Genomic DNA, 23,886 nt, shown 5'->3' with positions numbered 1-23,886 from the left:
CGTTTACATAAAAGTATAATGTCCATTTTAGGGGTTTTCATTTTTTTTAATTCTTGATATATTATCAGAAAATTTAAAAAATAAAGGGGATCTGAAAATGAACAATAAAAATAATGAGTGTCTTTACTGTGCTGGAAAAGGTTATTTTCAATTGCTGCTTGGAGGGTCAGAGACCTGTTCTTGCTGTCAGGGAAGCGGAAAAGTGAAGGAACAAAAATAAATGGGCCCCTTCTTTGGAGCCCTTTTTTTTGAAAATAATATGAATCTTTTTTAGCTGTTTCATATATTACGCAGTAAATCCGGTGAAACCCCTTTCTCTCTGAGATGATTTTCTTGAATATACTGGCATTTCAGTTATTGACGGACATACGTGCATTAAGTAAACTAAAATAGATGCTTCTTGTAGGGGGTCTTAAATAAAATGCGAATGCCGCTGCCGGTTTTAATCATATCCGTTGTTTTATTTTTTGTATTATTCTTTGGAATCGGCTTTTTGCTTAATATGTTGTTTCGTTCCTCGTGGATCATGGTCATTATTTTCCCAATAATAGCAATTTTCATTGTCAATGGTGCAAAGCTGATACAGTATTTCAGAGATCCTGGTACAGTATTTGGACAGATGGGCGGAAAATTTTCTGCGCTGCAGTCTGCAGACATCATCATTTTGGCAAGCGGCCTTGCGGGAGCCATTTTAGCAGGGTTCATTATCAAATTATTAAGAAATAAAGGGTATCAAATGTTCTAATATCGAACAGGCTGTGTCAGTTGGCAGCCTGTTTTTTTCTTGTCTGAAAAATAAATGTCCTAAAGATTTTATAAAACAATCGCGGATAAGCTTCTCCACTTCATGCCGTCCTCCAGCTTTCAAGACGCTTACGCTTTTTTATGTAGTCCAGCTTCAGCGCCTTAGCCCCTCGAGGTTATAAGTCACGTAAGAATTGAAGGCAAAAAGCGCCTTCTATTCTTACGTGACTTATGCTGGTCAGATGCCTCCAGGACGGGGGTCACAATGACGTTGCGGCAGGACGCGGCGTTCTTAGTCATTGACCCTCTGAACAGGCGTTTACGCTTTTTATGTAATCCAGCTTCAGCGCCTAGCCCCTCGAGGTCATAAGTCACATGAGAATTGAAGGCAAAAAGCGCCTTCTATTCTCACGCGCCTTATGCTGGTCGGAGGCCACCAGGACGGTGGTCACAAAGACGTTGCCACAGGACGTGGCGTTCTTAGTCTTTGATCCTCTGAGAGGCGCTTACGCTTTTTATGAAAAAAATGTTTCTCTCTTTTATGCATACTTTTCCTTTTTTCGGGAAAGAAATATGAAATGAGAGGAGTGAAATATTTTTATATGACAAAAATTAAAAATACAGCTAAGAGAGCGGGAATCATCCTGCTTTTTGCAGCAGCGCTTCATGCTACCCTCTATCATATTACAGGTGTGGATGCCAAAATAGCAGATTTACTGCCGGAAACGAGCTCTGCCTATCACAGCACATCATGGAGCAAAGCTATGGACTTGGGTACAGGCCCGCAAAGTAACTCTTTGCATCCTGCATATGGTGCGGCACCACTGGTTTTATCCAGCATGGAACATGTGCAGCCGCAGTCTATTGAAAGCAAAATGAATTTTTCACAATATCCCAAAGCGAAGGTTAAGGCTACTGGGTATACGGCAGGATACGAATCCACCGGAAAAAAACCTGGAAATCCTTCATATGGCATTACATATTCCGGAGTTAAAGTTAAAAGAGACCTGTACTCCACGGTTGCTGCTGATTTAAATGTTTTTCCCGTCGGAACCATCCTTTTCATTCCAGACTATGGATATGGGGTAGTGGCAGATAAAGGAGGGGCTATAAAAGGCAACGAACTGGATTTATTTTATGATACGGTGGAAGAGGTTTACAACAACTGGGGAAAGAAAACACTCGATGTTTATATCATAAAAAAGGGTGACGGAAAGCTGTCAGAGAAGCAGCTTACGAACCTGAACGAAAATAAAGAGCTGCAGGTTTTCCGCCAGCAATTTACAGGGAAATCAATGCACTAAAAAGCATGATATACATAACGGAACGAAAAAGAAGCAAGCACTGAGGACATTGGGCCTTAGTGCTTGCTTCTTTTGCATTATAATCTCTTATTCCTGCAGCGCGCTTTTAGAAGACGTTAATAGTGGAAATTCCTTTGGATGCAAAAGTCCTGCAAGCTTGTGCAGACCCTCGAGCAGCCGAGGAGACGGCCGGCAGTACAGAGGCTCTTCCAATATGAATATGTTATTGTTCTTCACTGCCTGGAGTTCCCCCCAGCCTTGGCGTTTTTTAACAAGATCTGGCTTTACCTTCTTTTCAGGCACGCCTACCCATGCAAGACAGATGTAATCAGGGTCGTGCTGAATGACATCGTCAGGGGTCACTTGTACACTTGCAAGCTCAATGTTCTCAAAAATATTATAGGCACCTGCCAGCCTTGAAATTTCCGTCAGCCAGTTAATGCCGCCGGGCGTGAATAATGGGTTTGGCCACCATTCCCAGTATAGGGAGGGCTTATGCTTAATTCTGCTTGACGCCATGCGGAATTCCTCCAGTGATGCAAGGAATTGCCCGGCTCTTTTTTCTGCTTCCTCCTTCATTCCCAGAGCTTCACCGAGTACAATTAAGTCGTTGGCTATATCATCCAGAGACTGAGGATTAAAGATGATATGGGGAATATTCCTTTTCTCCAATTCCATGATGTTTTTTTCCATTCCAGGCACACTAAGCGAGGCAAGGACAAGATCGGGATTTAAAGCTTCCAGGCGATCCATGCGGATGGATAAGTCCGGCCCGAGCTTAGGAAGGCTTTGCAGGTGTTCTGGCCAATCAGAATAATCATCAAGTGCTATCAGCAGGTCATCTGCGCCAAGATAAACGCATAGCTCTGTATTGCTTGGACATATTGAAATGATTTTCATGCTCTCACCTTCCAATAAATGATAGGCTCCCTGATGCATTTGAAATGAGCCCTGCATATTAAATAATAGCAGAATATGCCATGTGAAAGCCTATCCCTGGAATAAAAGCATATTAAGAATAAGTGCAACAAATATGCCGGACAATCCGCCAAAGAATACTTCGATAGGCTTGTGGCCAAGCAGCTCCTTCAATTTCCGCTGCTTTTGTTTTTCCTCTTTCTTCTGCCAATTCTTTGCTTCTTCTACAAAAGTGTTGAAATCTGCCACAAGGCGATTCAAAACCACTGCCTGTTCGCCAGCCTGCCGCCTTACCCCTGTTGCATCGAACATCGTAATAATGGCAAAAACAGCAGCCACAGCGAATGAAGGAGAGTCAGGGCCGGACTCTATGCCTATGGCAGTTGCCAGCGCTGTAACGGCAGCAGAGTGGGAGCTTGGCATGCCGCCTGTAGAGGTAAGCAAGGACCAATCCATTTTTTTAAAAGCAACGAAATGGATGGGAACCTTGATGAACTGTGCGAAAAATATGGCAACCAAAGATGATATTAAAGGGAAATTAAAAAAAAATTCCAAGCTTATTCGCCTCATTTCTTTAAATTTATTAATAATGTTAATGGTGAATTCACATTGGCCGTGAGAATGCTTTTTCAGACGGCAGAATTTATTGATTCAATAAATGAAGCCAAAATCCTTCTTAAACCGCCAAAATTGTCATTGTCATATGTTCTTTGTTCTCCAGTTTGCTATTCTTTAAACATTTCCCAGCAGAAAAAGCATGTATTCACAGCGGCGGTCAGTGACAGCTGCTTTTCTTTCATCCTTAACATTCGAAAAATATCGATAACTTGGATATAATGGAGAGAGACAATATGAGAGGGGAATGACAGAATGTTTAATGTCCTGAATGAGCTCGATTTAAATCAAGGCCAGGAATGTCTGCTGATTGGAGTTTTTGATAAACCTGCCAGACTATCAGGTGCCGCTGAGATTGCTGATCAGAAATTGGAAGGGCAGCTTTCGGAATTATTAAAATCCGGAGATATCGCCGGAAAGAAAAAAAGCATTGGCAGAATACATACATTAGGGAAAATTGGTGTGAAGAGGCTAGTATTCATCGGTTTGGGCAAAGAAAGTGAGCTGACTTTCGAAACCCTTCGCGAGGCATACGGAAGAGCTTTTAAAAGCCTGAACGGGAAATTCACTTCCCTTGCTGCAGACCTTGATACATTTACCTCTGAGAAAATTGGCGCACTTGACGCTGCACATGCATTAAGTGAAGCTCTGGCGCTGTCAACGTATGAATTTGAGGGGTATAAGCAGAAATCGAATGCTGCTGTAAAAACGCTGAATTCCTTTAACGTTTATACAAAAGAAGACTCTGAGGAAATTCTTGCTTCCCTGACAGTTGGCCATGTTTTCGGTAAAGCTACAAACTCGGCAAGAACACTTGTCAATCTGCCAGGAAACCTTCTGACATCAACCGATCTTGCGGATCATGCGGCAGATCTTGGCGGACGCTACGGATTTGAAATTGAGATTTTGGAAAAGGATGAAATGCTTGAGCTTGGAATGGGCGCACTTTTAGCGGTCAACCAGGGATCTGTTGAACCTCCAAAAATGATTGTTTTAAAATATCAGGGAAAAGAAGAGTGGAAGGATGTTATTGGGCTGGTCGGAAAAGGTATTACCTTTGATACTGGCGGATACTCTTTGAAAACGAAAACAGGCATTGTCGGGATGAAAACAGACATGGGAGGCGCTGCAGCTGTTCTTGGCGCCATGGAGATTATCGGCGAGCTAAGACCAGAGCAAAACGTTGTAGCTGTTATTCCATCAACAGACAATATGATCAGCGGAAATGCCTTTAAGCCTGACGATGTTATTACTTCGATGAGCGGCAAGACCATTGAAGTCCTGAACACGGATGCAGAGGGACGGCTGGTGCTGGCTGATGCGGTCACGTATGCAAAGCAGCACGGAGCGGAATATCTGGTCGATGTTGCCACACTGACAGGCGGTGTTATCACAGCGCTGGGAAATGATATGACAGGTGCCATGACTAATAATGAGGAATTTTTCGAACAAGTGCTTGAGGCCTCATTCGAAGCAGGTGAGCCAATGTGGAGACTTCCTATTACGGAAAAAGATAAAGAACGTGTAAGAGGAAGCCGGATTGCAGATCTCAATAATTCTCCAGGCGCAGCAGGGCACGCAATAATGGGCGGGGCATTTGTCGGTGAATTCGCCGAGGACACTCCGTGGGTGCACCTTGATATTGCCGGCACTTCAACAGCAAACTCTTCATCTGACCTTGGTACAGCAGGGGGAACAGGTGTCATGACAAGAACACTTGCCTTGCTGGTGGAAAGATTTGAGTCGGGAAAATAAGGGGACAATGCCTGTCATTTGCATGAAGCTCCTAGCCTCTCGAGGTCATAAGCCACATCCGAATTGAAGGCAAAAGAGCGCCTTCTATTCGGAGACGCCTTATGTTGGTCGAAGGCCCCCAGGATGGGGGTCACAAAGACGTTGCCGCAGGACGCGGCGTTCTTAGTCTTTGGTCCTCTGAACAGGCGCTTCCGCTTTTTGTGTAATCCAGCTTCAGCGCCTAGCCTCTCGAGGTCATAAGTCATCACCGAATTGAAGGCAAAGAGCGCCTTCTATTCGGAGACGCCTTATGCTGGTCGAAGGCCCTCAGGATGGGGGTCACAAAAGACGTTGCCGCAGGACGCGGCGTTTTTAGTCTTTGGTCCTCTGAACAGGCGCTTCCGCTTTTTTGTGTAATCCAGCTTCAGTGCCTAGCTCGCTGAGGCCTGCAGGATGCAGGTAATGAAGGCGTTTCTGCAGGATGCAGAGCACTTAGCCTTCGATCTTTGAAAGATGTTTTGTCCTCAGAAGGCAAAGAGCGCCTTCTAAGGCCAAAACCCTATTTGCTTCGCGAGCTGACCGAGGCGCTTCCGCTTTTTTTGTTAGAAATTCATCCATTTTATTCTTAATATAATGTGGCAGCAGCCTTCTTGGGCATTTGCTGTTTTCGGATGAAAGTCCAGGCGGATGCCGTCGGGTGAGAAGAGGATGTCTGGAGAAGTTTGTATACCCGTCCTTAAAATCAGTTTGCGTACTTCGTTCATGTCAGAAGACTGGGCTGCAGACATGATTTTCTGTGAAAGAGCCCTGGAGCGCGTTAAAGATGAAAGCAGTTTTTCAGCATCTCTCAGCAAGTCCAGGGAGACATTTGCAGACTTTATAAACATATCCGGGTTTGTCATGTTAAATTGCCTGTCTGCTGCAACAGGGTATGAATAAGGAGATAGATGCAGACAGGATGGATGCTGATAATAACCGGGATAATAAAAATAGGGTATATTCCCCATATCCTTTCCTCCTTGGCGTATGACTGATTAAAAATGCAGCAATTCGAAGTGTTCTGCCTATAAGGTATGAAAGCTAAAAGGTTTATATGTTCCTAATGTATGCGAAGACTTATGCAGCAGAGATATAATTTTGTGCAGCATCAGGAAATTCCCATAAAAAAGGAGATATGATAATGGATATGAATCTGAAGGATACGCTAATGACGTCGCTTGGTATTGAAATTACGGAATTATCACAAGGCAAGGTCATTGCGACAATGCCTGTAGATAAAAGAACCTGGCAGCCATATGGCCTGCTTCATGGAGGAGCTTCCGTTGCGCTGGCAGAAACAGTAGCAAGCGTCGGGGGATTTGAATTAGTCGATCAGTCCAGTGAAGCGGTTGTCGGGCTTGAAATTAATGCGAATCATATAAAAGGAAAAAAATCAGGTATTGTAACCGCAGAAGGAAACCTGCTTCACAGGGGCAGGACCACCATGGTATGGGATATTAAAATTCGTGATGAAGAAGAAAATCTAATTTGTGTTTCCAGATGTACATTGGCTGTTATTACAAGAAAGCAAGAGTAGAGCAGTCCGGACTTTTGAATGTCTGCCATACAAGCAAGAAGGGGAAAGGCAAGACGGTCTCAGCCCGGCTGTAAATGCAGCATATTCATCGCGGATTGCCCAAGCAGAAACAGAGACGGAGAGACAGAATGAAAAACACCTATTTAATCGGGCATTTTCCGCTTATATCCATCATTCTTTTCAGTCTTTCATTTGGCCTGTACGGGGAAATGGAAGCATTGATATTGATTCAAAAGATTGGCATTTATAAAGGAATGCTTGAGTTTCTATCAAAGGCAGAAATAAAGCTTGCTCTTTTGCTTGTTATATTTTTGCTGTTTTTTATGCTATTTTCTGCCCTGAAACTGATATCAGATACTGCTATTGAAGTTTCGCTGCTGTTTTTTTCGAAAGATTCCGATGGAAATGGACTAACGAGAATCCGCATGGCTGCCGTTATTTTTGCGGCAGGGGGTGCTGTTTCACTTGTGAGTGTCCAATCTATTACAGGATTAGCGGCCATTTTTCTGGGAACCGCTTTTATAGCTTTTATTTATTTTGTTTTTGCGGTCAGCCCAAGTTTAAGCATGCCGGGCATGATCGGACTGATCTTCTTTCACATACTCATTTGGACAGCATTCATTTTGCTCGTCGCTTATTCATCTTTAAAGCTCTATAACAGCATCATGAACAGCCTGCCGATATAAAAAAGTAGATAAGCAGGCAAAAAGGGCATCGATTATTCGAAGCCCTTTTTGCTTTTTATAAGCTTGTTGATATCCTTCCAAATCATTAAATGAGGGGCGGAGGGCTGGATGGCAGCCAAACCTGCAGGGCGGTCTTTCCCCACCCAGACGCCTGTTGTGTAATCTTCTGTTAGCCCAACGAACCACATATCCTTGACTCCGTTTGTTGTTCCTGTTTTCCCTCCAATGTAGCTGGAAGGAATATAGGCTTTTTTTGCTGTCCCATCAACGATTACCTCATGAAGCAATTCCCGCATCTTTCTGACGGTGTCCCCGTTCCAGACAACTGCTGAATGGTCGTTCCACCTGTAAAGTGTCTTGCCGGATTTATCAGTTACGCTTGTTATGGCTCTGGCCGGCTGATACGTCCCATCCGTAAAGCTTGTATAAGCATCTGTCAGCTCAAGGGGGCTCATGCCATAGGCAAATCCTCCAACAGCAGCTGTCAATCGGTGGTCAGCAGCTGTCACTTCTTTAAAATGAAAAGGCTCAAGATGGCGGAAGCTCCTCTCTATCCCATTTTTCTCAAATAACCGGATGGCAGGGGTATTATAGGATTCGGCAAATGCTTTTTTGATGGTTACCATTCCATAGCTTTTCCGAGTATAATTTTTAGGGCAATATCCATTTTTGCAATAGTTCGCACCGCTTACCCTGTCAGCGGTGGTAGCATGAGAATCCTCGAAATATGGAGCGTATACCAGCAGCGGCTTAATGGCTGAACCCGGCTGGCGAAAACTTTGGTAGGCTCTGTTGAAAGAATTAATTTTATAATTCTTTCCCCCAATCAAAGAGACAAGCCGATGCGTATTATGCTGTATAACCGCTGCAGCTCCTTCTGCTTCAGAACCGGCCAAGCGCATTTGAACAGATTGCCGGGCTCGTTTTTGGATGGAAGGATCAAGAGCTGTATGGATGGTTATGCCGGATTGCAGAAGCAGCTTGACTTTTTTGGACAGTTTTTCATTTGCTTCTTTTCTTGTTTTAGAATTATGGCTTTTAAGTTTTTCTGACAGCCCTTCTGACTGTGCGACCAATTGGCTGAACTCCTGGAGGGCGTAGACGGTATAGTCAGGATATAATGATTTAGGTTTGCTGATATCCAGTTTAATTTTTTCATGGATGGCTGTTTGGTATTCAGCCTTTGACAGCTTGTTTGCCTGCAGCATTTGCTGGAGAATTCTTTCCTGCCGCTTTTTTGTAAGCTGGTAGTGTGTCAGCGGATTGTAAAGGGTCGGATTATTAGGAATAGCTGCCAGGTAGGCAATCTCTGCCTTCGAAAGCTGCTTCAGAGGCTTGCTATAATAAAATTGTGATGCAGCTTCTATTCCATAGGAGCCATTTTGATAATAAATGGCATTGATATATAGCTCGAGAATTTCACTCTTTGTCAATTTTTTTTCAAGCTGCCAGGAATATAAAAGCTCTGTCAGTTTCCTGTTATACGTTTTTTCCTGGGTAAGATAAAGATTTCTTGCGAGCTGCTGTGTAATGGTTGAGCCGCCCTGGCTGAACGAGTCATGCTTGGAGTTAACGAGTATCGCCCTGCCTATGGCAAGTGCATCCACACCAGAATGCTGGTAAAAGCTGCGGTCCTCAATGGTAATGAAAAGCTGCTTTAGGAATTCAGGAATGTCTTTTTGGGAAAGATAGATTCTTCTTTCTGCATTGCTGATTTCCGAAATGATTTTCCCTGCATCATCAGTCATGTAGCTTGTTTGAGGGATAGTGATGCTTTTATAATTCACCTTTTTATCAAGTAACTGCTCCACGCTCTGTGCATGTGTCCACTCATTGACAGAAAAGACCAGAAGGATGTATAAAAAAGGTACTAGCATTAAAATAAAAATATAGCCTAGGATCGTGCGCATACTTATACTTCCAATCTAATATATTTTGGGTATGGCGTAGGGCATGCCCACAGACTTTCAAAGCTGTGCAGTTATATCAAACCCATTTGTTTTATCGGCTTCAATGAGTGCTTTTTCACAAAATAAGGGATATTGCGCCAGAAAAAACAAATAAAAAACGCAGATTGCTGTGTAAGCCCTTTTATTAATAAAGGCTTTGATTTCTGCACTTTGCTGATTGAAATGGAAATCAGCAGGAGCGTTTAATAGAGCCTTAAAAAAAGTAAAAAAATTTCAAAATTTTCTGCTATAATTTGAATAAGCATTTTGGAAACAAGCTTGTTTGTCAGTATAATTAAACAAAGCATAAAAAAGGAGGCTTGAAGATGAAAGACCAGGTTCAGTATTTATTTATCGATTTTGAGTTTACAATGCCGGAGGGAAGGGCGAATCCACAAGGCTTTTTTGCGGAGATCATAGAGGTCGGGTTAGTGACCGTTATTGGTGAAGAAATGAATGATCAATTTTCTTCGTTTGTTGCCCCGGTAAAATTCCCGCAGCTTACAGAACGCTGTAAAAACTTTCTTCACATTTCACAGGAGCAGGTGGAGCAGGGCATGTCTTTCAGTGAGCTTGTTTCATTGTTAAGCAGCTATGAGCAAAAGTGTCCGACAACTGTCGTGACATGGGGCAATATGGATATGAAGGTGCTAAGGCAAAGCTGCCAGAGGAATGGAATAGAATTTCCGTTTAAGGGGAAATTGATCGATTTGTCTATGGAATACAAACGTTTTTTTGGAGATCAAAATCAGACAGGTTTGTGGAAAGCTGTACAGGCATATGGAAAAGAAGGCACTGGAAAGCATCACCGTGCATTGGATGATGCCATAACCACATATAACATTTTTAAATTGGTTGAAAAAGATAAAAGCTATATGAAAAATCATCAGCCGACAACGATTGGGGAGCGTATTGATTTATCCCAAGTCTTAAATAATCTTGCATTATAAAAGCCAAATCACTATCACTGATTTGGCTTTTATTGTTTCTTTTATTTGAAGTAATCCCCTTCTATATCCTCGAGCATTTCTAGGCTTTTTTGATTCCACTCCGTTTTATCTTCCAATAATTTATTCTTCATTGCTGTCACGGCTTCTTTTAGTGATTCAGTATAATCCGGTATTTCTCCTTCGTAATGCCTGACCATGTTCATTGGAACATTGGTCTGTTCCCTATAGGCGAGGGAACGTCTTTGATGGAACATTGCTACTTCTGTTTGCTTCGGATTGTGAAGGTCACCTTGCATGGGATGTTTGGAAACAGCCATGACTTTTACAAGATATGCCTGCGGACGGATGCCGGTTATTTCACCGATATATTTTCCTGTTTTATAAATGGCGGTTACACGGTCACCAATTTGAAAATCCTGATCTGTCATTTTCTTTCCTCCTTGGAAAAATGCGCTTGATATACACTATCATACATAAAATAGGGCTGCTTTTACAGCGTGGTCTTTTGCTGCGCTTTACATAGGCGCTTGCACTTTTTTTTAATCCAGCTCCAGCGCTTAGCCTCTCGAGGTCATAAGTCACGTAAGAAGAGAAGGCAAAGAACACCTTCTCGTCTTTCGCACTTAGGGCCCCCAGGGATGGGGGTCATGAAGACGTTGCCGCAGGACGCGGCGTTCTTAGTCTTTGTTCCGCTAGCTAAACAAGGCGCTTGCGCTTTTTATTAATCCAGCTCCAGCGCCTAGCCTCTCGAGGTCATAAGGCACCCAAGAATTGAAGGCAAAGAGCACCTTCTATTCTCAGGTGCCTTATGCTGGTCGAGGCTAAACAAGGCGCTTGCGCTTTTTATTGATTCGTGTAAAGTGTACATTGTAAGGAAATGACTAGTAGAAGGTTAACTTTCATCGTATGGAAGATATATAGGAAAGAAGGAATGTACAATGGTTCATTATCCGCAATTATCGAATGAGTTATCTGAAAACGAAAAAGCAGTTGTGATGGAAACTTCTCAGGGAAGCATTAAAATTAAGCTTTTCCCGGAGCAGGCGCCAAAAACTGTGGAAAACTTTATTACTCATGCTCAAAATGGATACTATGATGGTGTTATTTTTCACCGTGTCATTAAGGACTTTATGATACAGGGCGGAGACCCTGATGGAACTGGCATGGGCGGCGAGAGCATTTGGGGAGATACCTTTGAAGATGAATTTTCCATGGAGCTTTTCAATCTCCGCGGGGCGCTTTCTATGGCTAATGCCGGACCGGGTACGAATGGAAGCCAGTTTTTTATCGTTCAGGCCCAAAATGTGGACAGCCGCATGGGTGAGCAAATGAAACAGGCCGGTTATCCGGAGGAAATTATTGAAGCTTATATGAAACAAGGAGGAACACCGTGGCTTGATCACAAGCATACTGTATTCGGCCAGGTGATTGAAGGCCTGGAAATCGTAGACAGCATAGCGAACTTCCCCACTTTAAACGGTGACAGACCTGTTGAAGACATTATCATTAAGTCCATCAAAGTACTGGGATAGTAAAAAGAACGTAAGCATATTGCTTGCGTTCTTTTTTATAAGCAGCGCATGGCTCTAAAGCAAACCGACCGCGAATATCGCCTAAGAACTTGTGTGGCTGGTGCGGAAATATGCTGATATAATGGTATAAGGAAATTTCGGACTATTCGGAAAGGGATGCAATGACATGAACATTACAGAATCAGTGCTTGCTTTATTTCTTTATTTTCCAAAAGATAAATCTGAGTATATCCCTGCAGCCATTACATCTGTAATCTTTGTAATTGGTGCTGTGCTCACTATGAAACTTATTATCTCAGTCTCAAAGAAAGAAGCTTTAAAAACGAAGCACTTGGAAGAAGAGCTTCTTAAGAAAAATCAAATCGGTGATGAGCTGAAATAGCTCCAATTACTTTACATGCTAGTTTTTATCTCTGTTAAAACTTCTTCTTTTTGCTTTACGTGTTTAAGAATGGTAACTATCAGAAAGCTTACAATTACCAGCAGGAGCCAGGAGCTGATTTTGCTGAACGAAACAAGATGCCATGCATCCTGCTGGTCTGGATATTCCCAGGCGCCAAAAAAGGTAGCGATGTTTTCAGCAATCCAGATGAAAAATCCGATTAAGACGAAAGAAAGGGCAAGGGGCATTTTGTATAAATCGCCATCGGTCCTGAACGACACATATGTGTTTAAAAAAAGCAGGACTACAAGAGCTGTAAGCACCCAGCGGAAGTCAGGCAGAAAGTGATGGGTGAAGAAATTCAGATAAATCGCCCCGGCCAGTATAAGCACCCAATCAGTGCGGGGCCACTGGAGCAGCTTCAAATCCAGCCTGCGCCATGCCTGGCACATGTAGCTTGCGACACTGGCATACATAAATCCGCTATAAAGCGGGACACCATGGAATTTTGTCCAGGCACTTTCAGGATATGCCCATGAACCCATGTGCACCTTGAACAATTCCAGAGCAAGCCCAATGATATGAAACAGGATGATGACCTTAAGTTTATCCAAGGTTTCAATGCCTGTGAGGACAAGCAGGACTTGGGCAGACAGACAGACAAGCAAAATAAAGTCATATCGGTGAAGGTATGGGAAGGGGAGAACTTTGGATATTGCCAAAGTCAGGAATATGATTGCAGGAAACAAGCAGGACAAAGCCTGATGATAGGCAAAACTCCATAATTTTTTAATTACAGTCATAGAACGGCTCCTTCCAGCAAAATGGAATAATTAAAGAATATACTTGCAAAGGACTTTTGAATAGAAAAAAATACCGTAAATATTTCAAGCAGACAATCCTGCTTCTTGCATTAGTGGAAATGGCAGTTAAGATGTGGAGGGATATGGGCTGAAGGCGCTAAGAGTATCATTGCAGATGAAAATACTGGGGCTTGTCCTTTCTCTGGGGCTTTTGCTAATCATTATTTTTACAGGATTTTTCAGTTACATGGAGAGCAGTCAAATAGAAGAGAGCAAAGGAAGATTGGCACTGGAAATTTCGAAAACGGTTTCAATTATGCCTGATATCATCCGTGCTTTCCACAGCAGTGATCCTTCCAAAACCATTCAGCCTCTTGCTGAAAAAATCAGAAAAAAAACTGGAGCGGAATTTATTGTAATCGGAAACAAGGATGGAATCCGGTATTCCCATCCCCTTGCAGCAGAAATCGGGAAAAAAATGAGGGGCGGAGATAATGAGAGGGCCATCACTAAAGGGGATTTTTATGTATCGAAGGCAAAAGGCTCACTCGGGCCATCTCTTAGAGGAAAGTCTCCCATCTTTAATCAAAAGGGACAAGTAATCGGCATCGTTTCCGTTGGCTTTCTGCTGGAGGATATTAATAAACAAATCACAGAAAACATTACAAAGGTCTTGTTTGTCTCTCTTTTTGCCCTCTTAGTCTCCATCATTGGAAGCATATTGCTATCAGGGAATATCCGCAGAGATACATTGGGCTTGGAGCCTTATGAAATTGCTTCTCTTTACAAAGAGAAAAACGCAGTTCTTCATGCCGTGAAGGAAGGGATACTTGCCATCAATAAAGAGGGATTCATTACGATGATGAACCAGCCTGCCAAAAGGCTGCTTCATATTAAGGGATCTGTCCGCCATATGAAAGCTGACCGATTATTCCCATCTGATCATCTTTATGAGGTTCTAAGCTCCGGAATTCCAGCGATAGATCGGGAAATTACATGGAGAGATAAGACAATTATTGTGAATAGCACCCCTATTTTTGAGAATGGGGGCATGAGGGGAGTTGTCGCTTCCTTCCGGGATAAATCAGAAGTTGAACAGATGGTCAACACGCTATCTGAAGTAAAAAGATATTCAGAGGATCTTAGAGCCCAAACGCATGAATTCACCAATAAATTATATGTGCTGTCCGGCCTTTTGCAGCTTGGGGAACATGAAGAAGCCCTCACAATGATCCAAAATGAAACGACTATACTGCAATACCAGAATTCGGTAGTATTCAATCAGATTAAGGATATAAAAGTCCAGGCGATTTTGCTGGGTAAATTAGGAAAATCTTCGGAAAAAAAGCTGAATTTCCATGTAGTTCCGGACAGCCATTTAGAACCGCTGCCAGATCATTTCAAGCTTTCCAATTTAATTATCATCCTCGGGAATTTGCTGGATAACGCCTTTGAGGCAGTGTTTGGAAAAGAAGATGGGGAGGTCTCATTTTTTGCCACTGATATTGGCAAGGATATTATTTTTGAGATATCTGATAACGGCAAGGGAATGGGGCCTGAAGAAAAGAGTCATCTTTTCGAGAGGGGATATACCTCGAAGAAGGGAAGCGAACCAAGGGGCTATGGACTTTCAAATGCTGAAGAAGCCGTCAGGGAACTAGGCGGGATGATTGAGGTGCAAAGCACGGAAGAAAGCGGTACTGATTTTATCGTTTATCTTCCAAAGAAATGAGCAAGGAGGCAGAAATATGCAGAAAATCAAAGCTGTTATCGCAGAGGATGATTTTCGGATTGCAAATATTCATGAGAAGTTTCTTGAGGATTTTGAAGAAATCGAGGTAGTTGGAAAATCTCTGAACGGAAAAGAGACCCTTCAGTTATTGAACTCAGAAAATCCCGGTTTGCTGCTGCTTGATGTGTACATGCCGGATGTGCTGGGGACGGAACTGCTTGCTGACATACGCAAGAGATTTCCAAGGATTGGAATTATCATGGTGACAGCGGCCGCAGATAAAGTATTTCTGGAAAAAGCCTTAAGCTACGGAATTGAAAATTATCTGATTAAGCCTGTAAGCAGAGAACGTTTTAATAACATCATACAAGAATTTCTTCATAAGTATGCTCTGTTGGAATCCGGACAGGAAGTAGATCAGCGGTATATTGATCTATTATTTGCCAAAGGGAAACGGGAAGTACCAGGCACTTCCGAAGGCCTGCCGAAAGGAATTGATGAGATCACTCTTGGGAAGGTAAAGTATGTTCTGCAGACACAAAGAAATGGCTTATCTGCTGAAGAAGCGGGCAAGAAAATAGGGGCTTCAAGAACAACAGCCCGCCGCTATCTCGAATACTTAATTTCAGTTCAAGAAGGGAAGGCCGAAGTGGTGTACGGGATTGTAGGAAGGCCGGAAAGAAAATATTATCCTGTTTAAAAGGCGAGGTTCAATAGAACCGGCCTTTTTTATTATATAGGATGGCTGTTGAATCACATAAGTTAGATATTTTGTCCTCAGAAAGCAAAAAACGCCTTCATTGGCCAAAATCCCATTTGCTTCGCGAGCTTACCAAGGCGCTTACGCTTTAAATGTGAACTTTATGACCAAAATGGTTTTAATTTCTTTTAATTATTTTAAATTGCAAACGCTTACAAATTTGAGTGTTTTTATTACACTGAATGTATAAGTCAGGGGAGGGATATGGATGCTTGCTTTACTGGGATTTTTGATGATTCTTCTATTTATGGTTTTAATCATGACGAAACGGTTATCTGCGATGGTTGCGCTGATTGCAGTGCCGATCATATTTGCCCTGATAGGGGGATTTGGAAAAGAAATAGGGCCAATGGCGCTCGAAGGAATCAAAAGTGTGGCGCCTACGGGAATCATGATTCTTTTCGCTATTCTCTTTTTTGGGATTTTAATTGACGCAGGTGTATTTGATCCCGTCATATCAGCTATCCTTAAGATAGTAAAAGGAGATCCAGTGAAGATTGCAATCGGAACTGCAGTGCTTGCACTTATGATTTCTCTTGATGGAGATGGAACCACAACTTATATGATCACCATTTCAGCCATGCTGCCATTGTATAAACGGATAGGGATGAAGCCACTTGTCCTTGCAGGGATTGCGGTTTCTGCATCTGGCGTGATGAATCTCCTGCCTTGGGGAGGGCCGACTGCCAGGGCCATGACCGCCCTGCATTTAGAAATGCATGATATCTTCACTCCAGTCATTCCATCGATGATAGCGGGGATTCTGTTTGTCTTATTCATGTCCTATTGTCTTGGCAGGAAAGAACGGAAAAGGATAGGTGTTCTTCAAATCGACTTCCGCACAACTGCTATGCAGGCTGCCGCTGCTGAAGGGCCTTCCTTGAAAAGGCCGAGACTGATTGCTGTAAATTATTTGCTGACAATTGCGCTTCTGGCTGGATTGATTAAAGAGCTGCTTCCGGCGCCAGTATTATTCATGGCCGGATTTGCTATTGCTATTATAATTAATTATCCAAAACTAAGTGATCAAAAAGAAAGGGTTTCACATTACGCGGATAATGCATTGTCTGTCGTTTCCATGGTTTTTGCTGCAGGGATTTTTACCGGGATTCTTTCAGGAACCAAGATGGTAGATGCAATGGCCAATACAATGATTACACATATCCCAGATGCTTTTGGATCGCACTTTGCATTAATTACAGCCATCATTTCGGCACCTTTTACCTTTTTCATGTCCAATGACGCATTTTATTATGGTATCCTTCCATTAATTTCGAAGGCAGCAGCAGGCTATGGGATTGATCCCGCATTTATAGGGCGGGCATCGCTTCTCGGGCTTCCGGTGCATCTGTTAAGCCCGCTTGTGCCGTCCACCTATTTATTGGTAGGTATGGTAGGCGAGGAATTCGGAGATCTGCAGCGTTCATTCCTCAAATGGGCATGCGGTTCAGCTGGTATCATGATTCTTGCTGCCATTGTACTTTCTATCATCCCTTTATAATCAAAAGAAGCTGTTTCACAAGGCCAGTTATGGATGGCCTATGAAGCAGCCTTTTTTGTTTATGCTACATGGTGATTTTGCACTAAGCGCGCCTTATCAGAAGCCTTTAATTCCCCTGTTTTAAGGTAAAGCGAAGTCCAGGAGGTTCCTGACATTTGGATATAAGCATGCTTGAAAAATATTCCTTCATGAAAGAATGAGAGGCGGAAAATACTATCTAATAGTAATGCTGCCAAGTTCACTTCTCGAATGTCACTTGCTGATTAAAAGATCAGGGGTAATGAAAGGATGTTGCAAAAGTGCTTTCCAAAAAACAAACTGAAATATTTAAAACGAATCTGCAAAACCTGAAAAAGGATCTGGAGGACAGATTAAGGGAAAATGGGGATCTGAATTTGAATGAAGATCATCCGCATGCTTCGACGGGAGAGCTATCGAGTTATGATAATCATCCCGGTGATGAAGGATCTGAACTATATGAACGGGAAAAGGACATAGCTTTGTACGAGCATTACCAAAACGAAATCAAAGACATTGAAGGTGCACTGCAAGCGATTGATGAAGGGGCTTATGGTACATGTAAGGTCTGTTCTGGCGAGATTCCGGTTGATAGGCTGGAGGCTTTGCCTACGACTCAATTTTGTATAGCGCACAGTCCTTCACAGGATACCTCCCATAACCGCCCGGTAGAGGAGGGTGTTTTAATGCCGCCTTTCGGAAAATTTGAAAAAGATGAAGAAGATGAAAATGCAGCATATGATGCGGAAGATTCGTGGCAGGATGTTGCAAGCTACGGCACTTCAGAGTCCCCTTCGGATTTTGCCAGACCTCCTGGCCATTATGATGACATGTATGTGGAATCAGAAGAAAATACCGGCTATGTTGAGGATTATGAAAACTTTGCCGGAACTGATATAGAGGGGAAAAATGTTACGGTATATCCCAATTCCCAGCATGAGCAATACGAAGATCTTCTTGATGAACAAGGTACCATGACAAGCTTTGGCGATCTGCCGGCATATGAACATGATCCTTATACAGAGGATTAAAAAGGAAAAGTGTGAAGAAGAGATCTTCACACTTTTTTGGTTATACCAATGCGGTTTTTAACCGGCTTAGGCCGTCAAGCAGCATGCTTCGCGGACAGCCGATGTTCATCCGGACAAATCCTTCTCCTCCCGGTCCGTATTTATCGCCGGGCTCCAGTGCAAGCCGGCCTTTTGAAACGAGTCTTTCTTGGATGCTTTTGTCGCTCAAACCCAGCTCCCTGCAATCTATCCATAATAGGTAAGAGGCTTCTGGATGGATGCATCTTAATTGCGGCAGCTCATTTTTAATGAATTCCTCTGCAATCCGGATATTTTCCTGCAGGTAAGACAGCAGGGATTTCAGCCAAGCTTCTCCGTGAAGGTAGGCGGCTTCTGTGGCAGTAAGTGCAAATAAATTCAAACCGTGAAAGCCATTTTTGTGCTGATATTCATTAAGGCGATTTTGAATACCGGTATTGCTGCATATGATTAACGAAGATTGCAGGCCGGCAATATTGAATGTTTTGCTTGGTGCCATAAGTGTGATGACATTTTCCGTGAAGCGGGTATCAATGGAGGCAAGCGGCAGATGGGTGAGATCAGAATGGCTTAAATCGCCATGTATTTCATCAGAAACAACTAAAGCCTTATATTTTAGGCATAGTACGCCAATTTTCTGAAGCTCCGCCCGGCGCCAAATTCTTCCTCCAGGGTTATGCGGACTGCAAAGCAGAACCATTTTGACACCACTTTGAAGCTTTTGCTCAAAATCTTCAAAGTTAATCTCATAATGATTTTCAATTAAAGAAAGCTGGTTATTTACGACGATACGATTATTATTTTTTATCATGTCAAAGAAAGGTGTGTAGACGGGAGATTGAATCATAACTTTATCTCCTGGATCTGTCAGGGCATTGATTGCGGTGCCAATCGCGGCGACGATGCCCGGGCTAAAGGTAATCCATTCTTTTTGGATGGTCCAGCTGTGCCGCTTTTCCATCCAATTTATAATAGAGGCATACATGGATTCTGATGGCGCTGTATAACCGAACACTGGGTGCTTGATTCTTGAGATGAGCGCCTCCTGGACTTCAGGGGGAGAAGGAAAATCCATATCTGCTACCCACATTGGAAGCAAGTCCTTGGCACCAAACAAGATTTCTGTTCTATCCCATTTTACTGATCCTGTATTTCTTCTTTCAATCATGCTTTCAAAAGTATTATATTCCAATACCCTTCACCGCCTATGAAATTGATTTAAATATAATTGCTTTTTTGCTTGATCATTCTTCGGCCTCTGACTTGAAATGAAATTATGTGTTACTATATATCATAACAAGAACTCAGGAAATTTTTAAGCGGGTGATATCGAATGGAAAATCAGCAAATGAATATAGAATTGGTTGCCGCTCTGCAAAACTGGGATCCCTTTCAGCTTGGAGAGGACTTTTATGAAACGGAAATCGCCGATGTCCTCATGAGCATGAGGGAATGTAAAACCAGTCTGCAGCTTGCAGAAAAAATTCAGGACATTTACGAATTTTCTTTTGAAGAAGTTTTGGATATTGAGAAATGCCAGTCGATGGCCAGCCATCTTTTTTTTATTAAAAATAATGCAAGCTGCACTATATAAGGCAACACGGCTAGGGAACAGGTTCCTTGCCGTGTTTTTATTTAGCGTCCAATAAAAAATCCTTCATATAACGGTGAACCATTTCCGGCTGTTCCTCCGGAAGCAAATGCCCGGTATCTTTTATTACGATCAAGGATGAATTAGGCAGATCGCGATGAAGCCTTTGTCCAATCGTTAAAGGAACTACTTTATCGTGTTCACCCCAAATCAGGAGGCATCTTGTCTGGATATTATGCAAATCCTGTTCTGCAAGATCTCCTTCACGGTCTCTCAGCATTTTTGCCAGTGCTTTGAATATCTGATTATCCAAAAATGGTGTGAGATAGCCTGTACGCATATCATCATCGATTAAATTCTGGTTATACACGACATTCTGCAGATTCTTTTCGACCCCCGTTTTTTCAAGCCGGCGCCGTACCAAGTACGGAAAAAAAGGCAAATGACTCATATATTTAAGATGCCGCTGAGCTCCCGGCAAGTAACTGGAAGAACATAAGAGAACGGTATCTGAAATGAGATCAGGCCGGTTTTTCATTACATACATGGAAATCTGCCCGCCCATGGAGTGTCCGGCCAGGAAGCAGGATTTCACACCTGCCTCCTCCAGGTATTGAATGACCGTCATAGCCAGATTATTGCAGGAATATGTAAATGAAGTGGATTTCCCGCTCTGTCCAAATGGAGGGAGGTCAATGGATATCACTGTAAAGTCTCCTGCCAGGTATGGGATGAGGCGCCTGAAACTGAAGGAGGAAGAAAGAAACCCGTGCAGCAGGACCAGTACAGGTGCACTGCTGCTCTGCTCAAAACGCTCGACATACAGTTCTGTGCCATTAATATTGTGTATTGACTTGTCAATGTTAAGCGCCATTTTAATATCTCCTTATCACTGTTTTCCTTATTTTACCCATTATGATATAACGTATGGCCGTAAGTTTATTTTTTTTTGGTTTCTGGCATGAATGAAGCAGAACAGATGGGGAGAAGCTAGAGGCGCAGAAGGAATTATAATAGGCCGGTCATGCCTCTCCCTGTGAGCAGCTTATGCAAACAGAAAAAAAGGCCGCCCATTACAGGCAGCCTTCAAAAAGGGGGAATACTTGAAAAGCATTCATACAGCAAGCGAGGCCGTATTAAATGTTTCCGGCTCAAATAAGCCTTAAAAGTCTTACAATCATTATGGCCGCCCTTATTAAGGAATATACCTGCTTAGACCGAAATAAAAGCCAAGCATGAATGCAGTGTTTAAAAATGGCTGAATGGTGGAAATTACTTTTTATAGCCTTTTCCTCTTTTTTTTGTTATGGTGAAGGAGATTATTAGCCAAGAAAAATAATTGGCTAATCTGAAAATGTCATCAATATCCATTTTGATAAATTTGAAAATGTATGATATAATTTTATATTGCGTGAAAAAGAGGAAAAAATATATTTATTTAGGAGTGTTTCCATGTCTGAAAAATACGAAGTTGGTAATGTTGTTGCAGGTAAAGTGACAGGCATCCAGCCATACGGTGCTTTTGTTGCGTTAGACGATTCTACACAAGGTCTTGTTCATATTTCTGAAATTACTCACGGATATGTAAAAGATATTAACGAACATTTAAAAGTTGGCGATGAAGTACAAGTTAAAGTACTTTCAATCGACGAAGCTGCAGGAAAAATCGGATTATCTATCCGTGCAACTGAAGAAGCTCCTGAGCGTCCAGCTGCTCCAGCTAAAAAAGCGCCTAAAAAACGCCAGGCTGCTGTTAAAGCTACAACAAACGACTCTGGTGAAGGCTTTAACACATTAAAAGATAAGCTTCAAGAGTGGATTGACCAATCTCAGCGCGAAGATTTAATTAAAAAATAAGAACCGCTGCAAGGCCGACAGGTATTTATCTGTTGGTTTTTTTTTGTTTTATTAAGGTACATTGCTGCAGAAGGCCGTGCATTTTTATGCGTGAAGGGAATGAATTCAGTCCCCTTTTAATAAAGAAAAACCCAAAAACGAAAAAAGGGGACCGCTCTACATGAATCATTCCATAGCCGCTAACATCATTGTATGCAGAAATGGACATGAACAAGAAAACGATCCTCAATTTTGCAGAATGGGCATTTATACTGGTCTGTTTTTATAAAAACCGCAGCATTCAACTGGCAGTAAGGCCACGAAGTTAAGCGTGGTGACTGCCAGTAAAAGTCCGATTGGTTCAGCTAACCTTCAGCGGGAAAGAACGCCGCTGAAGGAAGTTTCACCTTATCCGACATTAACTGGCAGTAAGGCCACGATGTTAGGCGTGGAGGTGACTGCCAGTAAAAGTCCGATTGGTTCAGCTAACCATCAGCGGAAAATGCGCCGCTGAAGGAAGTTTCACCTTATCCGACATTAACTGGCAGTAAGGCCACGAAGTTAAGCGTGGTGACTGCCAGTAAAAGTCCGATTGGTTCAGCTAACCTTCAGCGGGAAAGAACGCCGCTGAAGGAAGTTTCACCTTATCTTTCGGTTCTTGCTTCTGGTTCTCTTGCAACTTCTGCACTTGGTTTGAAAAGAAGTCCAAGGTTGACAAGGCCGGCAATTCCCACCAAACCGTAAATGATTCTTGAAAGAGCAGAAGCCTGTCCGCCGAAAATGGCTGCAACGAGGTCGAATTGGAAGAAACCGATAAGTCCCCAGTTAATAGCACCGATGATAGTCAGTACAAGGGCTGTTCTTTGAATACCACTCATTGTATTACCTCCTTGAAGAATAGTGTTCAAACTTATCTTTCTTTTTCCCCAGTGAATCTATACATAAAAACTTTACAAACGGATGTTTTGTATTTTGAGTTCTTTTTAGGCATAATGAAAAAAAAGGAGGATGCATGATGCAAAATTTCACTTATAAAAATCCTACAAAATTAATTTTTGGCAAGGGACAAATTGAGCAATTGAAAAATGAGATTCCTGCTTATGGGAAGAAGGTTCTTCTTGTTTATGGAGGAGGAAGCATTAAAAAAAGCGGTTTGTATGATAAGGTCATTGCTGAACTAAATGGACTGGACATCGAATTGCATGAGCTTCCAGGAGTTGAACCTAATCCCCGGATTTCAACAGTAAGAAAAGGTGTAGAAATCTGTAAAGAGCAGGGAATCGAATTTGTTTTGGCAGTAGGAGGCGGAAGTGTTATTGACTGCACCAAAGCTATCGTTGCCGGAGCAAAATATGATGGCGACGCTTGGGATCTTGTCATCAAGAAAGCTCCTGTGGAAGCTGCACTTCCATTTGGAACAGTATTAACACTTGCGGCCACTGGATCAGAAATGAATGCAGGATCTGTTATTACAAACTGGGAAACAAAAGAAAAATACGGCTGGGGAAGTCCTCTGACATTCCCGCAATTTTCAATCCTGGACCCTGAGAATACATATACTGTGCCGAAAAATCAGACTGTATATGGAATTGTCGACATGATGTCACATGTATTTGAACAATATTTCCATGAGGCAACAAGTGCTCCTCTGCAGGATCGTTTCTGTGAGTCGCTTCTTCAGACTGTTATTGAAACAGCTCCGAAGCTGCTTAACGACCTGGAAAATTATGAGTACAGAGAAACAATCTTATATTCAGGAACAATTGCATTAAATGGCTACCTGCAAGTAGGCTACAGCGGTGACTGGGCTACTCACAATATTGAACATGCCGTGTCAGCTGTGTATGATATCCCTCATGCAGGAGGATTGGCAATTCTATTCCCTAACTGGATGAAGCATACAATGAAGGAAGACCCTACACGCCTAAAGCAAATTGCTGTACGTGTCTTTAATGTAGACCCTGAAGGCAAGACGGACGAGGAAACAGCTTTGGAAGGAATCGCTAAACTGCGTGAATTCTGGAGCAGCCTTGGTGCGCCGACAAGATTGGCTGATTATGACATTGACGATTCACAAATTGATGCAATGGCTGATAAAGCGATGGCAAATGGAGAATTCGGCAAATTCAAGGTTCTGAACCGTGAAGATGTTATGTCCATTTTACGCGCATCTCTATAAAAAAAAGACAGCTCCTAAGGGAGTTGT

26 protein-coding genes are annotated in these 23,886 nt (G+C 42.6%); 17 read left to right on the top strand and 9 right to left on the bottom strand.

Annotated elements, in window-relative coordinates; genetic code table 11:
• Window positions 1-97 precede the first annotated feature (97 nt).
• The 3 genes from ACN6MY_RS22255 to ACN6MY_RS22245 all read left to right on the top strand — a co-directional run bounded on the left by ACN6MY_RS22255 (window position 98) and on the right by ACN6MY_RS22245 (window position 2,048).
• On the top strand, window positions 98-220 hold the full coding sequence (locus ACN6MY_RS22255; protein ID WP_170846081.1) for a YuiA family protein: 123 nt from the start codon (window positions 98-100) through the stop codon (window positions 218-220).
• A gap of 201 nt (window positions 221-421) precedes the next feature.
• On the top strand, window positions 422-745 hold the full coding sequence (locus tag ACN6MY_RS22250; protein WP_419882093.1) for a YuiB family protein: 324 nt from the start codon (window positions 422-424) through the stop codon (window positions 743-745).
• Between the two features lie 601 nt (window positions 746-1,346).
• On the top strand, window positions 1,347-2,048 hold the full coding sequence (locus tag ACN6MY_RS22245) for a 3D domain-containing protein (protein WP_419882092.1): 702 nt from the start codon (window positions 1,347-1,349) through the stop codon (window positions 2,046-2,048).
• 87 nt (window positions 2,049-2,135) lie between these two features.
• Here ACN6MY_RS22245 and ACN6MY_RS22240 read toward each other — a convergent pair whose 3' ends face one another.
• Window positions 2,136-2,948 (bottom strand): cobalamin-binding protein, encoded by an 813-nt coding sequence (locus ACN6MY_RS22240; protein ID WP_419882091.1) that lies wholly within the window; start codon window positions 2,946-2,948, stop codon window positions 2,136-2,138.
• Window positions 2,949-3,038: 90 nt separating this feature from the next.
• Complete coding sequence (locus ACN6MY_RS22235) at window positions 3,039-3,536, bottom strand: divergent PAP2 family protein (RefSeq protein WP_419882090.1); 498 nt, start codon at window positions 3,534-3,536, stop codon at window positions 3,039-3,041.
• Window positions 3,537-3,836: 300 nt separating this feature from the next.
• Here ACN6MY_RS22235 and ACN6MY_RS22230 point away from each other — a divergent pair, with 300 nt between their 5' ends.
• Window positions 3,837-5,336, top strand: a complete 1,500-nt coding sequence (locus ACN6MY_RS22230) for a leucyl aminopeptidase (RefSeq protein ID WP_419882089.1) — start codon at window positions 3,837-3,839, stop codon at window positions 5,334-5,336.
• 581 nt (window positions 5,337-5,917) lie between these two features.
• Here ACN6MY_RS22230 and ACN6MY_RS22225 read toward each other — a convergent pair.
• A complete protein-coding gene (locus tag ACN6MY_RS22225; protein WP_419882088.1) occupies window positions 5,918-6,322 on the bottom strand; it encodes a hypothetical protein in 405 nt (134 codons plus the stop codon).
• 179 nt (window positions 6,323-6,501) lie between these two features.
• On the opposite strand from ACN6MY_RS22225, the gene ACN6MY_RS22220 reads away from it, so the two are divergent.
• Window positions 6,502-6,891 carry a hotdog fold thioesterase gene (locus ACN6MY_RS22220; RefSeq protein ID WP_419884254.1) on the top strand — a complete coding sequence of 130 codons (390 nt, stop codon included), beginning with the start codon at window positions 6,502-6,504 and terminating at the stop codon, window positions 6,889-6,891.
• Window positions 6,892-7,019: 128 nt separating this feature from the next.
• Window positions 7,020-7,577 (top strand): DUF5366 family protein, encoded by a 558-nt coding sequence (locus tag ACN6MY_RS22215; protein ID WP_419882087.1) that lies wholly within the window; start codon window positions 7,020-7,022, stop codon window positions 7,575-7,577.
• A gap of 32 nt (window positions 7,578-7,609) precedes the next feature.
• On the opposite strand, the gene ACN6MY_RS22210 is transcribed toward ACN6MY_RS22215, so the two are convergent.
• On the bottom strand, window positions 7,610-9,487 hold the full coding sequence (locus tag ACN6MY_RS22210; RefSeq protein WP_419882086.1) for a transglycosylase domain-containing protein: 1,878 nt from the start codon (window positions 9,485-9,487) through the stop codon (window positions 7,610-7,612).
• Between the two features lie 365 nt (window positions 9,488-9,852).
• Between ACN6MY_RS22210 and kapD the strand changes: the two genes are divergently transcribed.
• Entirely contained in the window at window positions 9,853-10,476 is a 624-nt protein-coding gene (kapD, locus tag ACN6MY_RS22205; RefSeq protein ID WP_419882085.1) for a 3'-5' exonuclease KapD, read from the top strand.
• Window positions 10,477-10,517: 41 nt separating this feature from the next.
• On the opposite strand, the gene ACN6MY_RS22200 is transcribed toward kapD, so the two are convergent.
• Window positions 10,518-10,904, bottom strand: coding sequence for a kinase-associated lipoprotein B (locus ACN6MY_RS22200; protein ID WP_419882084.1), 387 nt, complete (start codon window positions 10,902-10,904; stop codon window positions 10,518-10,520).
• 510 nt (window positions 10,905-11,414) lie between these two features.
• On the opposite strand from ACN6MY_RS22200, the gene ACN6MY_RS22195 reads away from it, so the two are divergent.
• Both ACN6MY_RS22195 and ACN6MY_RS22190 read left to right on the top strand, forming a co-directional pair.
• Window positions 11,415-12,008, top strand: a complete 594-nt coding sequence (locus tag ACN6MY_RS22195) for a peptidylprolyl isomerase (protein WP_419882083.1) — start codon at window positions 11,415-11,417, stop codon at window positions 12,006-12,008.
• 166 nt (window positions 12,009-12,174) lie between these two features.
• Window positions 12,175-12,390 carry a hypothetical protein gene (locus ACN6MY_RS22190; RefSeq protein ID WP_419882082.1) on the top strand — a complete coding sequence of 72 codons (216 nt, stop codon included), beginning with the start codon at window positions 12,175-12,177 and terminating at the stop codon, window positions 12,388-12,390.
• 11 nt (window positions 12,391-12,401) lie between these two features.
• On the opposite strand, the gene ACN6MY_RS22185 is transcribed toward ACN6MY_RS22190, so the two are convergent.
• Window positions 12,402-13,193 carry a DUF817 domain-containing protein gene (locus ACN6MY_RS22185; protein WP_419882081.1) on the bottom strand — a complete coding sequence of 264 codons (792 nt, stop codon included), beginning with the start codon at window positions 13,191-13,193 and terminating at the stop codon, window positions 12,402-12,404.
• A gap of 175 nt (window positions 13,194-13,368) precedes the next feature.
• Between ACN6MY_RS22185 and ACN6MY_RS22180 the strand changes: the two genes are divergently transcribed.
• From ACN6MY_RS22180 to ACN6MY_RS22165, 4 genes are all read left to right on the top strand, one after another.
• Window positions 13,369-14,925, top strand: a complete 1,557-nt coding sequence (locus ACN6MY_RS22180; protein ID WP_419884253.1) for an ATP-binding protein — start codon at window positions 13,369-13,371, stop codon at window positions 14,923-14,925.
• Between the two features lie 16 nt (window positions 14,926-14,941).
• Complete coding sequence (locus ACN6MY_RS22175) at window positions 14,942-15,625, top strand: response regulator (protein WP_419882080.1); 684 nt, start codon at window positions 14,942-14,944, stop codon at window positions 15,623-15,625.
• A gap of 268 nt (window positions 15,626-15,893) precedes the next feature.
• Window positions 15,894-17,186 carry a CitMHS family transporter gene (locus ACN6MY_RS22170; protein ID WP_419882079.1) on the top strand — a complete coding sequence of 431 codons (1,293 nt, stop codon included), beginning with the start codon at window positions 15,894-15,896 and terminating at the stop codon, window positions 17,184-17,186.
• A 299-nt stretch (window positions 17,187-17,485) separates the two neighbouring features.
• On the top strand, window positions 17,486-18,235 hold the full coding sequence (locus ACN6MY_RS22165; protein WP_419882078.1) for a TraR/DksA C4-type zinc finger protein: 750 nt from the start codon (window positions 17,486-17,488) through the stop codon (window positions 18,233-18,235).
• 40 nt (window positions 18,236-18,275) lie between these two features.
• On the opposite strand, the gene ACN6MY_RS22160 is transcribed toward ACN6MY_RS22165, so the two are convergent.
• Window positions 18,276-19,445, bottom strand: a complete 1,170-nt coding sequence (locus ACN6MY_RS22160) for a MalY/PatB family protein (protein ID WP_419882077.1) — start codon at window positions 19,443-19,445, stop codon at window positions 18,276-18,278.
• 141 nt (window positions 19,446-19,586) lie between these two features.
• Between ACN6MY_RS22160 and ACN6MY_RS22155 the strand changes: the two genes are divergently transcribed.
• A complete protein-coding gene (locus tag ACN6MY_RS22155) occupies window positions 19,587-19,847 on the top strand; it encodes a DUF1871 family protein (protein ID WP_419882076.1) in 261 nt (86 codons plus the stop codon).
• A 37-nt stretch (window positions 19,848-19,884) separates the two neighbouring features.
• Here the strand turns inward: ACN6MY_RS22155 and ACN6MY_RS22150 are convergent, their stop codons facing one another.
• Window positions 19,885-20,718: an alpha/beta fold hydrolase gene (locus tag ACN6MY_RS22150; protein ID WP_419882075.1), complete on the bottom strand. Its 834-nt coding sequence runs from the start codon at window positions 20,716-20,718 to the stop codon at window positions 19,885-19,887.
• A gap of 578 nt (window positions 20,719-21,296) precedes the next feature.
• Here ACN6MY_RS22150 and yugI point away from each other — a divergent pair.
• Window positions 21,297-21,701 carry a S1 domain-containing post-transcriptional regulator GSP13 gene (gene yugI / locus ACN6MY_RS22145; RefSeq protein ID WP_071350220.1) on the top strand — a complete coding sequence of 135 codons (405 nt, stop codon included), beginning with the start codon at window positions 21,297-21,299 and terminating at the stop codon, window positions 21,699-21,701.
• A 313-nt stretch (window positions 21,702-22,014) separates the two neighbouring features.
• The gene (locus ACN6MY_RS22140) at window positions 22,015-22,194 is read left to right on the top strand and encodes a hypothetical protein (protein ID WP_419882074.1); all 180 of its coding nucleotides are present in this window, start codon (window positions 22,015-22,017) and stop codon (window positions 22,192-22,194) included.
• Between the two features lie 130 nt (window positions 22,195-22,324).
• Here the strand turns inward: ACN6MY_RS22140 and ACN6MY_RS22135 are convergent, their stop codons facing one another.
• A complete protein-coding gene (locus ACN6MY_RS22135; protein WP_090988906.1) occupies window positions 22,325-22,558 on the bottom strand; it encodes a DUF378 domain-containing protein in 234 nt (77 codons plus the stop codon).
• A 137-nt stretch (window positions 22,559-22,695) separates the two neighbouring features.
• On the opposite strand from ACN6MY_RS22135, the gene ACN6MY_RS22130 reads away from it, so the two are divergent.
• Window positions 22,696-23,859, top strand: coding sequence for an iron-containing alcohol dehydrogenase (locus tag ACN6MY_RS22130; RefSeq protein ID WP_419884252.1), 1,164 nt, complete (start codon window positions 22,696-22,698; stop codon window positions 23,857-23,859).
• The last annotated feature ends 27 nt before the right edge of the window (window positions 23,860-23,886 follow it).

It is taken from the genome of Peribacillus sp. B-H-3 (assembly GCF_048572925.1).
GTDB lineage: Bacteria > Bacillota > Bacilli > Bacillales > DSM-1321 > Peribacillus.
Note: the sequence above shows the minus strand (reverse complement) of the source record. Positions and strands in the feature narration are given on the sequence as shown.